Here is a 15,265-nt window from a genome sequence, read left to right as displayed (position 1 = left end):
CCTCGCTGTGGGACTGATCATTCGGGGTGCGCAGCCGCCAGCAATTCCTGTGTGTACGGATGCTGCGGCGATTTGAAAACGTCGTGGCTGGCGCCGCGTTCGACCACTTTGCCGTCCTTGACCACGATGACGTCGTGGGCCAGGGCCTGGACGACTGCCAGGTCGTGGCTGATGAACAGGTACGTCAGCCCGTGCTTCTGCTGGAGGTCGCGCAGCAGGGCAACCACCTGTTTCTGCACCGTGCGGTCCAGCGCAGACGTGGGCTCGTCGAGCAGAATAAGCGCCGGTTTCAACACCAGCGCCCGGGCAATGGCGATGCGCTGGCGTTGGCCGCCGGAGAACTCGTGCGGGTAGCGATGGCGGCACTGCGGGTCGATGCCGACCTCTTCCAGCGCCCGAATCACCTCGGCATCGCATTGTGTGGGGTTGAACTGGCTGTGTACCTCCAGCCCTTCACTAATGATCTGTGCCACTGACATGCGCGGGCTCAAACTGCCGTAAGGGTCCTGAAAGACCACTTGCATCTCTTTGCGCCACGGCCGCATCTGCCTCTGGCTGAGGCCGTCCAGTGCCTGCCCCCGAAAGCGGATGCTGCCTTGCGACTCCAGCAGACGCAGGATTGCCTGACCCAGTGTCGACTTGCCGGAACCCGACTCGCCGACGATGCCCAGCGTCTTGCCGCGCTGAATGCTCAGGCTGATGTCATCGACCGCCTTCAGGTATTCTTTGTGCCGCCGCAGAACGCCACCAGTCAGGGAGAACCAGACTTTCAGGTTGTCGACCTGCAGCACCGTTTCCCGCGTATCGCGTGGCAGCGGTTCGCCCGCAGGTTCAGCATCCAGCAGCAGGCGGCTGTACGGATGTTGGGGTGACTTGAACAGCGACTTGCAGTCGGCCTGCTCGACAATCTCGCCTGCGCGCATCACGCACACCCGCTGTGCCACGCTGTGCACCAGATTCAGGTCGTGACTGATCAGCAGCAGCGACATGTTCAGGCGCTGCTGCAGCTCTTTGAGCAGCAGGAGAATCTTGCGCTGCACGGTGACGTCCAGCGCGGTGGTCGGCTCGTCGGCTATCAACAGTTCCGGCTCACAGGCCAGAGCCATGGCAATCATCACCCGCTGACGTTGTCCGCCGGACAGCTCATGCGGATAGGCTTTGAGGCGTTTCTCCGGTTGTTGAATCCCGACCAGTTCCAGCAGCTCGATGATGCGCTTCTGCGCCTCACGGCCACTGATGCCGCGATGCAGCAGCAATGTCTCGCCGATCTGTCGGGACACGCTGTGCAACGGGTTCAGCGACGTCATCGGTTCCTGAAAGATCATCGCGATGCGGTTGCCCCGCAGCTCGCGCAAGGTGCGCTCGTCAGCGCCCACCAGTTGTTGGCCACGGTAAGTGATGCTTCCGGTAGTCGCAGTGCCACTGCGGGGCAGCAGTTGCAGGATCGAGTGCGCCGTGACGGACTTGCCGGAGCCGGATTCGCCAACCAGCGCCAGACACTCGCCACGCCGAACATCCAGGCTCAGGTGGCTGACCACTTGCTGCCCGTTGAAAGCGACGCTCAGGTCGCGAATTTCGATCAGGTTTTCCGCCATGTCAGCACCTCGGGTCGAAGGCATCGCGCAGCGCCTCGCCAATGAATACCAGCAGCGTGAGGATCAGCGCGAGGGCAAAGAACGCCGTCAGGCCCAGCCAGGGCGCTTGCAGGTTTTGTTTGCCCTGAGCGATCAGCTCGCCCAGCGAGGCGCTGCCGGCAGGCATGCCAAAGCCCAGGAAATCCAGCGCGGTCAGAGTGGAAATGGCACCGGTGAGAATGAACGGCAGGTAGCTCAGCGTCGCATTCATGGCATTGGGCAGGATGTGGCGCATGATCACTTTCCTGTCTCCCAGACCAAGTGCGCGGGCTGCCTTGACGTACTCCAGGTTACGGCCGCGCAAGAACTCGGCGCGCACCACATCGACCAGGGTAAGCCAGGAAAACAGCGCCATGATGCCCAGCAACCACCAGAAATCAGGCTCGACAAAACCCGACAGAATGATCAGCAGGTAAAGCACCGGCAAACCTGACCAGACCTCAAGCAGCCGTTGGCCGAACAGGTCCACCCAGCCCCCGTAATAGCCCTGCAGCGCGCCGGCACTGATGCCGATCAATGCGCTGACGAAGGTCAGCACCAGCGCAAACAGAATTGAGATGCGCGCACCGAAGATCACCCGCGCCAGTACATCGCGCGCCTGATCATCGGTGCCCAGCCAGTTGCTCGCCGAGGGCGGGCTGGGCGCCGGGGACGTCAGTTCGTAGTTGGGCGTATCGTCACTGAACGGGACCGGTGGAAACAGCATCCAGCCGTCGCCCTTGGTGATCAGTTGGCGCACGTAGTCGCTGCGATAATCCGGCTGGAAGGGCAGTTCGCCGCCAAATTGCTGCTCGGTGTAGCGTTTGAACACCGGAAAGTAGAGCGAGTGCTGATAACTGACCATCAGCGGTTTGTCATTGGCGATAAGTTCGCCACCCAAGGTCAGGGCGAACAGCCCGCAGAACAGCCACAACGACCACCAACCCCTGCGATTGCTGCGAAAACGTTCCAGGCGGCGACGCGCCAACGGAGAAAGGTTGCGCATCAGGCATTCCTCGCGCTGAAGTCGATTCGCGGATCAACCAGCGTGTAACAGACATCACCGATCAGTTTTATCAGCAGGCCAAACACGGTGAAGATAAACAACGAACCAAATACCACCGGGTAATCCCGCGAGACGGCCGCTTCGTAACTCATGCGCCCTAGCCCATCCAGCGAGAAAATCACCTCGATCAGCAATGAACCGGCAAAAAATACGCTGATGAACGCCTGCGGAATGCCTGAGACCACCAGCAGCATGGCGTTGCGAAACACATGCCCGTACAGCACACGTCGCTCGCTCATGCCCTTGGCGCGGGCCGTGGTCACGTACTGGCGGGTGATTTCATTGAGGAAAGAATGCTTGGTCAGCAGCGTCAGTGTGGCAAAGCCGCCGATCACCAGCGCTGAAACCGGTAGCACCAAGTGCCAGAAATAGTCGGCGACCTTGCCCAGCGTGCTCAGTTGCTCGAAGTTGTCCGACACCAGCCCGCGTACCGGAAACCAGTTCAGCGACGTGCCACCGCAGAACACCACCACTAGCAGCATGGCGAACAGAAACGCCGGCGTGGCGTAGCCGATGATGATCGCGGTGCTGCTCCAGATATCGAACTGGCTGCCATGTTTGACCGCCTTGCGAATGCCCAGCGGAATCGATACCAGGTAGGTCAACAGCGTCGCCCACAACCCCAGCGAGATGGAAACCGGCAGCTTTTGCAGAATAAGATCGGTGACCGTCGCGCCGCGAAAGAAGCTGCTGCCGAAATCCAGTCGTGCATAGCTTTTCAGCATCAGCCACAGGCGCTCATGCAGCGGTTTATCGAAGCCGTATTGACGTTCGATTTGCTTTATCAGCACCGGGTCCAGCCCTCGGGAGGCGCGAGAGTGTCCAGCGCCGGCCGATTCCGTGGCCCCCGCGCCGACGGTTGCACCGCCGATACCCTGCAGGCGCGCAATAGCTTGTTCAACAGGACCGCCCGGCGCGGCCTGGACGATGAAAAAGTTGACCAGCAGGATGCACAGCAGGGTAGGGATGATCAGCAGCAGGCGTCGCAGGATATAACCGAGCATTCAGCGCATCTCCGAAACAATGGCCGAGGCGCCGCGCTGTTCGGCGAACTGCTCGTTGGTCAGCGGCGTCGGGCTTATTTCCCACCACGTTTCAATCGCCTCGTTATTGCTGGCCTGGATTTTCGGGATGCCGAAACGGTTCCACCAGACTGTCGAAGAACCGGGCGGGTAATAGTTGGGAATCCAGTAGTAATTCCATTGCAGCACCCGGTCCAGGCAGTGTGCGTAGTCGGTCATGGTCTGCTTGTTGTCGGCCTTGACCAGCCCGGCAATCAGCGTGTCGACGGCGGGGTCCTGAAGCGCCATGTAATTGCTGGAGCCAGGGTCCATGGCCACTTTCGAGCCAAAGCTGTTGTACAACTCGGCCCCGGGCGAGGTGGACACCGGGTAGCCCGTGACAATCATGTCGTAATCGCGGGCCATGACACGGTTCAGGTATTGCGCAGAGTCGATGCGGCGAATATCGAAATGAATACCGATCTGTGCCAGCGTACGTTTGTAAGGCAGCAGCATCCGCTCGAAACCGCTCTGTGCATTGAGAAACGTGAAACTGAATGGCTCGCCCTGCGCGTTCACCAATTCATCACCTTTCGGCGTCCAGCCCGCCTCTTTCATCAGCGCCAAGGCTTGCAGTTGCTTGTCGCGAATCAAGCCGGTGCCGTCGGTCTTCGGCGTTTTGAACACCGTGTCGAACACCTCTCTGGGAACTGTGCCACGCAGTGGCTCAAGAATCTTCAGCTCGGCGGGAGTGGGCAGCTGGCTGGCGGCCAGCTCTGAGTTCGAGAAGTAGCTGTCCTGGCGAATGTACATGTTGCGCATCATCTGCCGGTTGGTCCACTCGAAATCCCAGAGCAGCGACAGCGCCTGGCGTACGCGGCGGTCCTGAAACATCGGCCGGCTCAGGTTGAATATGAAGCCTTGCGAGCTTTGCACCGCACCGGTAGCCAGTTGTGCTTTTTGCAGGCGACCGTCGCTGAGCGCGGGGCCGTCGTAGCGGATCGAATAACCGGTCGCTGAAAATTCGCGGTTGTAGTCGTAGGCGCCGCCCTTGAGAACCGTACGTGCCACGTCGATGTCGCCGAAATATTCAATGCTGAATTTATCGAAGTTATACAGGCCTTTGCTGACCGGAAGGTCTTTGCCCCACCAGTTTGGGTCGCGCTCGAAGGTAATGGTTCGGCCCGGGTCGACATGGCTGATGGTGTAAGGGCCGCTGCCCGGCGGTATTTCAAACCCTGCGCCGCTGGCGAAGTCGCGGGTTTTCCACCAGTGTTCAGGGAACACCGGCAGCGAGGCGAGATCGAGGGGCAGGGTGCGACTGTCACTGTGTTTGAAATCGAAGCGGATCTGCGTCGGCGATTCGACTTCCAGGCCTTTGACCGCTTCAAACTGGGTGCGGTATTGCAGGTTGCCCTGGGTCATCAGCAGTTCGTAGGTGTATTTCACGTCATTGGCAGTGATGGGTGTGCCGTCCGCGAAACGTGCCTTCGGGTTCAGGTAAAAGCGCAGTGAAAGGCCGTCCGCGCCACGTTCCATCTTCTCGGCGATCAGCCCGTAAACCGTATAGGGCTCATCCATCGAGCGTGTGGCCAGCGGCGCATAGAGCATGCCGTTGATTTGTGAAACACCCATGCCCTTGTCGATAAACGGCATCAGGTGATCAAACTGGCCGATTTCAATGGCCGAACGACGCAGGCTGCCACCCTTGGGGGCGTCGGGGTTCACGTAGTCGAAATGCCTGAAATCGGCGGGATAGCGCGGGGCCTCGCCATAAACGGTCAATGCGTGTTGCGGTGCCGCAGACAGGGTTTGAACAGTGCCGACCAGGGTCAGCGTCAAGGCGAGCAATGATGAACAGACAAAACGCATGACTCGAATCCTGACTGACGTCCGCAAGCGAATGTCAGGGTTAAAGGCGACTGGCGATAATAAAGGTATGACGAAATTCCCGGTAGAAATCATGTATCTGCGTCGCGGTATCTTCTACAGACAAATGACCGCTTCGCCAAGCCGCTGCGAGCACGCAGGTGCATCAATGGCCGCACACAAAAACGGCCCATCCGAAGATGAGCCGTCTGGTGATCAGCGCAGCAGGATCAATCCTGGCGGCTGGTCACTTCCAGCAGGTGATAGCCGAACTGAGTCTTTACCGGACCCTGAACGGTGTTGACTGGCGCGCTGAACACGACAGTGTCGAATTCCTTGACCATCTGGCCTGGACCGAACGAACCCAGATCACCGCCCTGACGGCTGGACGGGCAGCTGGAATTGGCCTTGGCGACTTCAGCGAAATCAGCGCCGCCTTCGATCTGAGTCTTGAGTTCGTTGCATTTCTCTTCGCTCGAAACAAGGATGTGGCGGGCAGTTGCTTTAGGCATGGGAAACAATCTCCGGTGAAAAAAAGAAATAGCGTACCGGATTCAGTACGGTATTTCCCGACAAAGTTCCTTCGCCTTGTTTATCTGTAACGCAAGCGGTCGACCGCTTCACGCAACAACTGCTCGGTCGCTGTCCAGCCCAGGCAGCCGTCGGTAACCGACACCCCGTACTGCAGCGTTTCGCCCAGCGCCTGGCAGCCATCGTGTAGATGGCTCTCGATCATCATGCCAATCAGTGACGGGTTGCCGGACAAGCGCTGTTCAAGCACATCGTTGAACACGTGAGGCTGACGCGCCGGGTCCTTGCCGCTGTTGGCGTGGCTGCAATCGACCATGATTCGCGACGCTATGGCGTTTTTGCTCAGGCCGGCCTGCACCTGAGCAACGCTCTGGCGATCGTAGTTGGGGCCGCTGTGTCCGCCGCGCAGCACGATGTGCGTGTCCGGATTGCCCTGCGTCTCGATGATCGCCGGGTGACCGTGAGCGTCCATGCCGAAATGACGATGCGGGTGCGCCGCTGAACGCATTGCGTCGCTGGCCACCGCTACGCCGCCATCCGTGCCGTTCTTGAAGCCAACCGCCATGGGCAGCCCGCTGGCCATTTCCCGGTGGATCTGCGATTCGGTGGTGCGAGCGCCAATGGCGACCCAACTGAGCAGGTCGTCGAAGTAGCCGGCGGCCATGGGCTGCAGTATTTCGGTGGCGATCGGCAGGCCCATGCCAAGCATGTCACGCATCAACTGCCGCGACAGCGTCAAGCCGCCGGCCATGTCGTCACTGCCATCCAGGTCGGGGTCGTACGCCAGGCCTTTCCAGCCTACGGTGGTGCGCGGTTTTTCGACGTAGGCACGCATCACCAGCAGCATCTGATCGCTGACTTCTGCGGCTAGGCTGGCGAGTCGCTCGGCATATTCCAGCGCGGATTGCGGATCATGGATCGAGCAGGGGCCCACGATGACCAGCAGTCGTGAGTCTTCGCCATTGAGAATGGCGCGCACGGCGCGGCGATGGGCTGCAACCTGTTCGGTCAGCGTGGCATTGAGTGGCAGGCGCATTTTAAGCTCAAGCGTGCTGGGCAGGCGTTTCGAGGCGGGGTTGTTGTCCGCCAATGTGACGGCATGGCTGGACAGGTCGGACGATTTTACGGCAACGGGCGAATTCATGTTCTGGCTTCCTGGGCTGGCGGAGATAGTCCGCGCAGACCCTACTGGGGTGTTCGACAAGGGGCCGTATGGGCCGGACATTCAGAGTTGCCACCTGGCAGTGACCGAACGGAGGCGGCAGGCTGTCCCGAACGGAGGTGGCTAAATCGCCAGGTGAAGTGAGTGTCGTTGCGGTAATAAGTGGCGTGGTTCATGTCGTAATCCTCGGTGTGCAGCGTGATTTTTATGAAGCGTCGAAAAAATACAGGGCCCTGAAAAAACAAAACCCCCGGTCGGGTAGCCGACCGGGGGTAGAGAATTCTCTGGTTGGCGTCCCCTTGAAGTGGGCGCCGGATGGGTATCAGGCGCGCCAGTGGCTAAACCAATACCCATAATAAGTGTTGAGCTGCGGACGTGTGCTCACCGATGCGATCCGCACAGCCGCAGCGCGCTCCAGGCGAGGAACGCCGGCAAGAGCTTGAAGCACTGAGTGGATGGATTGCAGCATGGCGTGTCTCCGTAGAATGGCTGGCAGCTTACTTCAGGAAAGGACGTGCGTTCAATTGGAAAATTCAATCACAGGGATTATCAAACGTTGCGATTGAGCGGGGCTCATTGAGTGGCCAGACGTGTAACCGCCCAACGGCTGATGACAGTCGGTGCCGAAGCAGGCTACCTTGCAAGTTGAACAACCGCTGCATGCGGGTGCATCAATCTTCACCTCACGCAGTCTGGTCTTCACTCTCCACTTCCTCTTGCAGGGTTTCCGTCGTCGGGATCGTCCCGATCTTCATGACCAGCAGCACTGCTACCTTATGTGCTTCGCCACGTCTTCCTTTCTTGCGCCCTGCCAGCACTTGGTAGGTTGTAGCCGGATCAATGCTGTTTTCACGAGCAAATTCCTGAACGGATTTTCCCTGTTGATCCAGCCAGGCCTTGGCTTGTGCAGCAGTGCGTATTCCGGGCATAGTTCAAAACCGTTCAAGTAGATTCAATTTTGCGGGATTCTAGCATTCGTTAGGATAGTTTCAACAAGGTTATACATTCAAATGAATGGAATTGGTTGCCGGCTACGAGAAGAACGAGAACGTCTGGGCATGTCCCAGCGAACTTTCGGTGAAATAGGAGGCGTCGAAGCTAACGCTCAGGGAAAGTATGAAAATGGTGACCGTGCCCCCAAGGCCGATTATCTGGCTGCTGTCGCGGCCAAGGGTGTAGATGTGCTGTACGTGCTGACCGGCAAGCGCACACCGGTGCCGATCGACAATCTCAGCGTCATCGAGGAAACGATTCTGGGCAACTACCGGGTATTGGAGAAGGAAGATCAGGACGCTATCAGGCGCTTGACCACTACTATCGCCGAACTTTCTGCACCCTTTGTCGGTGTGGAAAAGCTTCCTTCGGGTCACTGACTCCGGGAGCAGGTAGAGGCTGTCTTTCGCTGTAGCGAGGTTTTTCCGGCTGTTTTGAAACGCGCTCTGTCATGTTGTCGGGCGTCTGACTTCGCAGTGCTAGGTCTCACTCACCGTTTTTGTTATGGTGACTGGCATTCGTTATGACCGTTGCGCGAGGTGTCTGCTTGATTAAGGTGCTAGTTGTCGATGGCCATGACCTTGTTCGGACAGGCATCACACGCATGCTGGCCGACATTGAAGGTCTGCAGGTTGTCGGGCAGGCCGATTCCGGTGAGGAATCGCTGAAGAAAGCGCGGGAGCTCAAGCCCGATGTGGTGCTCATGGATGTCAAGATGCCCGGCATTGGCGGTCTGGAGGCAACCCGCAAGATGTTGCGTAGCCATCCTGATATCAAGGTCGTGGCAGTCACTGCCTGTGAAGAAGACCCGTTCCCGACCCGCTTGTTGCAAGCCGGTGCCGCGGGTTACATGACCAAGGGCGCTGGGCTTGCCGAGATGGTTCAGGCCATTCGCCTGGTGTTCGCCGGTCAGCGCTACATCAGCCCGCAGATTGCCCAGCAACTTGCGTTGAAGTCGTTTCAGCCGCAGGTCAACAACTCGCCGTTCGATCTGCTGTCCGAACGTGAAATCCAGATTGCCCTGATGATTGTCGGCTGCCAGAAAGTCCAGACCATCTCGGACAAGCTGTGCCTGTCACCGAAAACCGTCAATACCTACCGCTACCGTATCTTTGAAAAGCTTTCGATCAGCAGTGATGTTGAACTGGCTTTGCTCGCTGTACGTCACGGCATGGTTGATGCCAGCGCCTGAACATGACCCAGACATTCGATCCAAGTGCATTTCTCGCGACCTGTAGCGGTCGCCCTGGCGTTTATCGCATGTTCGATGCCGACGCCACGCTGCTGTACGTCGGCAAGGCCAAGAACCTCAAGAAACGTCTTGCCAGCTACTTTCGCAAGACCGGGCACGCACCCAAGACCGGCGCACTGGTTGCGCGCATCGCCCAGATCGAAACGACGATCACCAACAACGAAACCGAAGCGCTGTTGCTGGAACAGACCCTCATCAAAGAGTGGCGGCCTCCGTACAACATCCTGTTGCGTGATGATAAGTCCTACCCGTATGTATTCCTGTCCGACGGTACCTACCCACGGCTGAGCATTCATCGCGGTGCAAAGAAGGCCAAGGGTCGATATTTCGGGCCGTATCCCAGCGCCGGTGCCATTCGTGAAAGCCTGAGCCTGCTGCAAAAGACCTTTCAGGTGCGCCAGTGCGAAGACAGCTTTTTCAAGAACCGCAACCGGCCTTGTCTGCAATATCAGATCAAACGCTGCAAGGGGCCGTGCGTCGGTCTTGTGGAGCCTGAGGTGTACGCCGAAGACGTGCGTCACTCGGTGATGTTTCTCGAAGGGCGTAGTAATGCATTGAGCGATGAGCTGAACGCCTCGATGGAAAAAGCCGCGATGGCGCTGGATTTCGAGCGCGCGGCCGAGTTGCGTGATCAGGTGGCGCTGCTGCGGCGCGTTCAGGACCAGCAAAGCATGGACGGCGGCACAGGCGATGTGGACGTGGTTGCCGCGTTCGTCAATCCGGGCGGCGCTTGTGTGCACCTGATCAGCGTGCGGGGCGGCCGGGTGCTGGGCAGCAAGAACTTCTTCCCGCAGGTCGGTATAGAAGAGGAGGTCGGTGAAGTGATGTCGGCCTTCCTGGCGCAGTATTTTTTGGGCGGTGTTGACCGCGAGTTGCCCAGTGAAGTCATCGTCAACGTCGTCAACGAAGACTTCCCGGCACTGATCGATGCCATCGAAGAATCGCGTGGCCGGGAAATGACCATCAGCCACCGGGTGCGCGGCACTCGGGCGCGCTGGCAGCAATTGGCGGTCACCAATGCCGAGCAGGCGCTGGCAGCGCGGCTAGCCAATCGTCAGCACGTCGCGTCGCGATTTGAAGCATTGGCAGTTGTCCTCAATCTCGACGAGCCGCCGATGCGTCTCGAATGCTATGACATCAGTCACTCCAGTGGTGAGGCGACCGTGGCGTCGTGTGTCGTGTTCGGGCCTGAGGGGCCGATCAAGTCTGATTATCGCCGCTTCAACATCGAAGGCGTGACCGCCGGTGACGACTACGCCGCCATGCACCAGGCCCTGACCCGGCGCTACAGTCGCATCAAGGCCGGGGAGGGTAAGCTGCCCGATGTGCTGCTGGTGGACGGCGGCAAGGGGCAAATGTCCATGGCTCGCGATGTGCTCAACGAATTGCAGGTGCCGGACCTGATCCTGCTCGGCGTTGCCAAGGGCACCACGCGCAAGGCCGGTTTCGAGACGCTGTACCTCAATGACGCCGCTCATGAGTTCACGCTGCCTGGTGACTCACCGGCGCTGCACCTTATTCAGCAGATACGCGATGAGGCGCACCGCTTCGCAATTACCGGCCACCGCGCGCGCCGTGGCAAGACCCGACGCACATCGACGCTCGAAGGTATTGCAGGCGTCGGGCCGACCCGGCGGCGTGATCTGCTCAAACATTTCGGTGGATTACAGGAGTTGTCCCGTGCCAGCATCGATGAAATAGCAAAAGCACCCGGAATCAGTAAAAAGCTGGCAGAGTCGATTTATGCAAACCTGCACAGCGAGTAGAATGCTCACTCACCTCGTAGCCAGTTGTGCCGATGAATATCCCTAATCTGATCACCGTACTACGCGTTTTACTGATTCCGATCTTCATTTTGCTGTTCTATATGCCTTATCACTGGAGCTACATGGCAGCCAGTGCAGTCTTTGCGTTCGCTGCGGCGACCGACTGGCTCGACGGGTATCTGGCTCGCCGTCTTGAGCAAAGCACGCCATTCGGTGCGTTTCTTGATCCGGTAGCAGACAAACTGATGGTGGCCGTGGCCCTGGTGCTGCTGGTTCAGGCGCACGCCAACCTGTGGCTGACCCTGCCAGCAGCGGTGATCATCGGCCGTGAAATCGTGATTTCCGCGCTCCGCGAATGGATGGCGGAAATAGGCGCGCGTGCACAAGTCGCCGTTTCCAACATGGGCAAATGGAAAACCGCCGCGCAAATGCTGGCGCTGGTCATTCTGCTCGGCAACCCGCCGGCAGTCACCTTCTGGGTGATTTTCGGTTACGCATTGCTGCTCGTCGCAGCGGGGCTGACCCTGTGGTCGATGGTGCAATACCTCAGAGCCGCATGGCCGCATCTCAAGACCACAGCAGAAAAAAAATAAGTTTTTGAATCAAGGGCTTGACGCAGCTTTCTGAAACGCTAGAATAGCGCCCGTCATCAAGACAATGCGGGAATAGCTCAGTTGGTAGAGCACGACCTTGCCAAGGTCGGGGTCGCGAGTTCGAGTCTCGTTTCCCGCTCCAAATATTGATCTACAGACTTCCACTGGCATCTGTAGGTCGTTGAAAAGAGGAGCTTCGGCTCCTTTTTTCATTCCGGCAAACGCCACGGACATCCACCAACAGCCAGCGTTTTTGAGGCCAAAATTGAGGCCAAAGAATGTGGGTGGTGCCGGTTCCGGGTTGTTGCTGGGGTTGGATCGGGATGACCAGCAGCATTGAGCCTAAGTCTCATGACTTAGGAGTTTAATGATGGCACTCTCTGATCTGACCGTGCGGCAAGCCAAGGCCGCCGAGAAAACCTACAGCATCCCTGACACTGACGGCCTCGGCCTTGTAGTCGCCCCCACCGGCGGCAAATCGTGGCATCTGCGCTACTACTGGCTCGGCAAGCAAAAGCGCATCTCTTTGGGCAACTACCCCGAGGTCGGCCTGCGCGAAGCACGCACCTTGCGTGATGAAGCCCGAGCGCTCGTGGCGAAGGGCATCAATCCCCATGCTGACCGCAAACAGAAGCGACGCGCTATCAAGCTAGCCTCGGACTACACGTTCAAGGCCGTCTTCGATGCCTGGGTCGAGCATCGCGCGAAGGAACTCAAAGAAGGCAGAAACAGCACGCTGTCGCAGATCCAGAGAATCTTCGGAAAGGACGTGCTGCCCAGCCTTGAGAGGATGTCGATCTACGACATTCGCCGACCTCAACTCCTGGGCGTCTTGGCGAGGATCGAGCGGCGCAAGGCTTTCACCACTGCCGAGAAGGTCCGCACTTGGCTGAGCCAGTTGTTCCGCTACGCCCTGGTCATTGTCGAGGGCATGGAGGCCAATCCGGCCACAGACCTCGACGTGGTGGCCGAGCCCAAGCCGCCGGTGAGCCACAACCCCTACCTGCGTCTGCCCGAACTGCCCGACTTCCTCCAGAAGCTCAGGCTCTACAACCCGCGTGGCTGGCAAACGCAACTCGGCATTCGACTGCTGTTCCTGACCGGGGTGCGCACCGGCGAACTGCGACTGGCTACACCGGACCAGTTCGACCTCGACCGCGGTCTGTGGATTATTCCGCCGCAGATCGTCAAGCAGCTTCAGGACGAGATGCGCAAGGCCGGCAAGCGCCCGCATGACATACCGCCTTACATCGTGCCTCTGTCTGTCCAGGCGGTCGAGATCGTGCGCTACCTCCTGGGCGTAATGCGGCCTGCCCAGACGCATCTGCTGGCGCACCGCAGCGAACTCAAGAAGCGCATCAGTGAGAACACCCTCAACGCTGCCTTGAAACGAATGGGCTACGACGCCCAACTGACCGGCCATGGCATTCGGGGAACGATTTCTACGGCGCTCAACGAGATCGGCTATCCCAAGATTTGGGTGGACGCGCAGCTTTCGCACTCCGATCCGAACAAGGTGAGTTCGGCCTACAACCACGCCAAGTATGTCGAGCCGCGCCGCCGGATGATGCAGGATTGGGCCGACCGTCTTGACCTGCTCGAACAGGGCCAAGTGGAAGCTGCCAGTGCACATCTAACCATCCATATCGAAGGGGTGCCAGCGATGGCGGAAGAGCCGGCGGCCACCGCCGCTGTTTCTGCTAAAGCCGCCGTGTCGTCCACGCCGATCGTTGTGGTGCCAAGTACTGAGGCAACTACCTTCCAGCGGCTGTCGCAGGTGCCTCCGCCCCCCACTCGAACGCCGGAACCGGAAGCGTCCGCAATCCAGCGCGAGCGTGAGGAAATGCTGGCCATATACGAGTCGCCTTGCTGTCTGCCGGTGCCGCTGTTCGGCAAGCTGGCCGGTAAGTCCAAGGACCAGATCAACCGCGAACTGAAGGCAGGCAAGCTGCTGTCCATTAGCCTGGGTAATCGAGGGCAGCGTGTTCCCGATTGGCAACTGGTGCCACTCAAGCACAAGCTGACCCAGGTCCTCATGAATCAGTGCGAAGGAGCGGACTCGTGGGACCTGTTCCGAATGCTGACCCGACCGCACACGGATCTTGGTGATCGCGCAGCGATTGATGTAGTCACGCCGACCAACGTGCTCGCGATCGTTCGGACCATCATGGGCGACCAGTCTTTCGAAAAGGTGCGAACGCTTCAAAGCAGTGAATCAGTAGGGGAGCGCGCACAGCAGCAACCTCTTCACCAGATTTCGGACCAAGAAGCGCGGGAGCGGCCGGGTTCGCCTTCGCTGTAACCTCTTTGCCGAGAGCAGCGATGCACGACAACGCCATAAACGGTCTATCAAATCACGCTCCTTTCTTCACCAAGAGCGCTTGTTTTCCGTAGACATCGCGACCCGTGACGCTCGCTCGACAAACCTTTCAACTGCAGGTGATAGAGCATTTGCCGATCGAAAAAGACAGGTGTAAACCCATTGAGGAGTGCCGAGGATTTGACGCATGACGATACCTCGATTGCGGGCATTGACTATGTAGCTCTGCGGCGCAATACCAATGCCATAGCCAGCCGCAACGAGTACCGTCAGAAGTTCGAAGGATGTGACTGCAATACTGCATAGATGAGCACTCCAATCGTCTGCGCCTGCTTCCATATCAAGCCCTTCAACCCAATTATGCGGATGCCAGCAAATCAGGGGGCAACTGAAGGTTACTGGTAATGGAATAGCTTGATGTGCCAGCAGTGGGGACCGAGCGGGCAAAGCGATGGCTAATCGGTCGCGCCACAGTGGCAGGACGGCCAGGGCAAGGGTGGATACCGGCCAACCGATGCCTAGATCGCAGGTTCCTCCGAGGATGCTAGTCGTGAGCACGTCCTGGGTGACCTCTTGCAGTAGCACAGGTGTTTCAGGCTCTTCTGTTCGCTGAAGCGCAAGGAGATCAGCCAACTCTGGGGACAGCACTGCTGGAGCGACGGCAACTCTGATGAATTGCGAGCAACAATTCTGGTTCATGGTCTGCCCCTCCGGAGTATGTAAGGAAAAAGTCACCAAACATCATGCATAGATTTAAGTTTAACGTGGTTTAGTTAAGCTTATTGCGTAACGCTTTTGCCGATGCAGAAGCGCACAATGAAACCAGGACGCCCAGTGGGCGCCACCACCTATGAAGCCGAGCCGGCGATAGCTTTCGGCAAGGCAGAACGCGCCGCACGTGTTGCGCGTCAGATATCGCAAGAAGAGCTTGCTACTCGCGCCGGCATTGAGCGCTCTCACATGGGAAAGATCGAGCGGGGGCAAAACATGCCTACACTAGCGTTGATTTTGCGGGTATCCATCGCATTGAACGACAGTGCAGCCAACCTGATGACTGCTACTGAAAGCATTCTGTACGCTGACTCAGAAGGGTGAAGTG

The 15,265-nt window shown here is 58.6% G+C and carries 15 protein-coding genes and 1 tRNA gene; 7 read left to right on the top strand and 9 right to left on the bottom strand.

Annotation, left to right across the window (positions count from 1 at the left end):
* Nucleotides 1-17: 17 nt before the first annotated feature.
* From QRN38_RS22275 to QRN38_RS22240, 8 genes are all read right to left on the bottom strand, one after another.
* On the bottom strand, nt 18-1,595 hold the full coding sequence (locus tag QRN38_RS22275) for an ABC transporter ATP-binding protein (protein WP_057417727.1): 1,578 nt from the start codon (nt 1,593-1,595) through the stop codon (nt 18-20).
* Between the two features lies 1 nt (nt 1,596).
* Nucleotides 1,597-2,619, bottom strand: coding sequence for an ABC transporter permease (locus tag QRN38_RS22270; RefSeq protein ID WP_057417726.1), 1,023 nt, complete (start codon nt 2,617-2,619; stop codon nt 1,597-1,599).
* On the bottom strand, nt 2,619-3,683 hold the full coding sequence (locus QRN38_RS22265) for a microcin C ABC transporter permease YejB (RefSeq protein ID WP_011104338.1): 1,065 nt from the start codon (nt 3,681-3,683) through the stop codon (nt 2,619-2,621). Before QRN38_RS22265 ends, QRN38_RS22270 begins: the two co-directional genes overlap by 1 nt.
* Entirely contained in the window at nt 3,684-5,552 is a 1,869-nt protein-coding gene (locus tag QRN38_RS22260; protein ID WP_057417725.1) for an extracellular solute-binding protein, read from the bottom strand. It abuts the gene before it with no gap.
* Nucleotides 5,553-5,779: 227 nt separating this feature from the next.
* The gene (locus tag QRN38_RS22255) at nt 5,780-6,070 is read right to left on the bottom strand and encodes a peptidylprolyl isomerase (protein ID WP_255302257.1); all 291 of its coding nucleotides are present in this window, start codon (nt 6,068-6,070) and stop codon (nt 5,780-5,782) included.
* A 71-nt stretch (nt 6,071-6,141) separates the two neighbouring features.
* Entirely contained in the window at nt 6,142-7,224 is a 1,083-nt protein-coding gene (locus QRN38_RS22250) for a 3-deoxy-7-phosphoheptulonate synthase (RefSeq protein WP_024666293.1), read from the bottom strand.
* Between the two features lie 340 nt (nt 7,225-7,564).
* A complete protein-coding gene (locus QRN38_RS22245) occupies nt 7,565-7,711 on the bottom strand; it encodes a hypothetical protein (RefSeq protein ID WP_155497226.1) in 147 nt (48 codons plus the stop codon).
* 214 nt (nt 7,712-7,925) lie between these two features.
* Nucleotides 7,926-8,171, bottom strand: coding sequence for a DNA-binding protein (locus QRN38_RS22240; RefSeq protein WP_057417724.1), 246 nt, complete (start codon nt 8,169-8,171; stop codon nt 7,926-7,928).
* Between the two features lie 81 nt (nt 8,172-8,252).
* On the opposite strand from QRN38_RS22240, the gene QRN38_RS22235 reads away from it, so the two are divergent.
* The 6 genes from QRN38_RS22235 to QRN38_RS22210 all read left to right on the top strand — a co-directional run bounded on the left by QRN38_RS22235 (nt 8,253) and on the right by QRN38_RS22210 (nt 14,148).
* Nucleotides 8,253-8,615 (top strand): helix-turn-helix domain-containing protein, encoded by a 363-nt coding sequence (locus tag QRN38_RS22235; protein ID WP_007246451.1) that lies wholly within the window; start codon nt 8,253-8,255, stop codon nt 8,613-8,615.
* 167 nt (nt 8,616-8,782) lie between these two features.
* Nucleotides 8,783-9,427: a response regulator transcription factor GacA gene (gacA, locus tag QRN38_RS22230; RefSeq protein ID WP_285362510.1), complete on the top strand. Its 645-nt coding sequence runs from the start codon at nt 8,783-8,785 to the stop codon at nt 9,425-9,427.
* Between the two features lie 2 nt (nt 9,428-9,429).
* The gene (uvrC, locus tag QRN38_RS22225; protein ID WP_005764425.1) at nt 9,430-11,253 is read left to right on the top strand and encodes an excinuclease ABC subunit UvrC; all 1,824 of its coding nucleotides are present in this window, start codon (nt 9,430-9,432) and stop codon (nt 11,251-11,253) included.
* A 32-nt stretch (nt 11,254-11,285) separates the two neighbouring features.
* The gene (pgsA, locus tag QRN38_RS22220) at nt 11,286-11,846 is read left to right on the top strand and encodes a CDP-diacylglycerol--glycerol-3-phosphate 3-phosphatidyltransferase (RefSeq protein WP_005737927.1); all 561 of its coding nucleotides are present in this window, start codon (nt 11,286-11,288) and stop codon (nt 11,844-11,846) included.
* A gap of 66 nt (nt 11,847-11,912) precedes the next feature.
* Nucleotides 11,913-11,988, top strand: a tRNA-Gly gene (locus QRN38_RS22215).
* Between the two features lie 228 nt (nt 11,989-12,216).
* Complete coding sequence (locus QRN38_RS22210) at nt 12,217-14,148, top strand: tyrosine-type recombinase/integrase (RefSeq protein ID WP_217998286.1); 1,932 nt, start codon at nt 12,217-12,219, stop codon at nt 14,146-14,148.
* A 66-nt stretch (nt 14,149-14,214) separates the two neighbouring features.
* On the opposite strand, the gene QRN38_RS22205 is transcribed toward QRN38_RS22210, so the two are convergent.
* Complete coding sequence (locus tag QRN38_RS22205; protein WP_081025322.1) at nt 14,215-14,865, bottom strand: LysR substrate-binding domain-containing protein; 651 nt, start codon at nt 14,863-14,865, stop codon at nt 14,215-14,217.
* A gap of 135 nt (nt 14,866-15,000) precedes the next feature.
* On the opposite strand from QRN38_RS22205, the gene QRN38_RS22200 reads away from it, so the two are divergent.
* Entirely contained in the window at nt 15,001-15,261 is a 261-nt protein-coding gene (locus tag QRN38_RS22200) for a helix-turn-helix domain-containing protein (protein WP_081025321.1), read from the top strand.
* The last annotated feature ends 4 nt before the right edge of the window (nt 15,262-15,265 follow it).

It is taken from the genome of Pseudomonas sp. CFBP2511 (assembly GCF_030209255.1).
Taxonomy (GTDB): Bacteria; Pseudomonadota; Gammaproteobacteria; order Pseudomonadales; family Pseudomonadaceae; genus Aquipseudomonas; species Aquipseudomonas avellanae.
The sequence above is the reverse complement of the archived record's forward strand: the minus strand, read 5'-3'. Positions and strand labels throughout refer to the sequence as shown.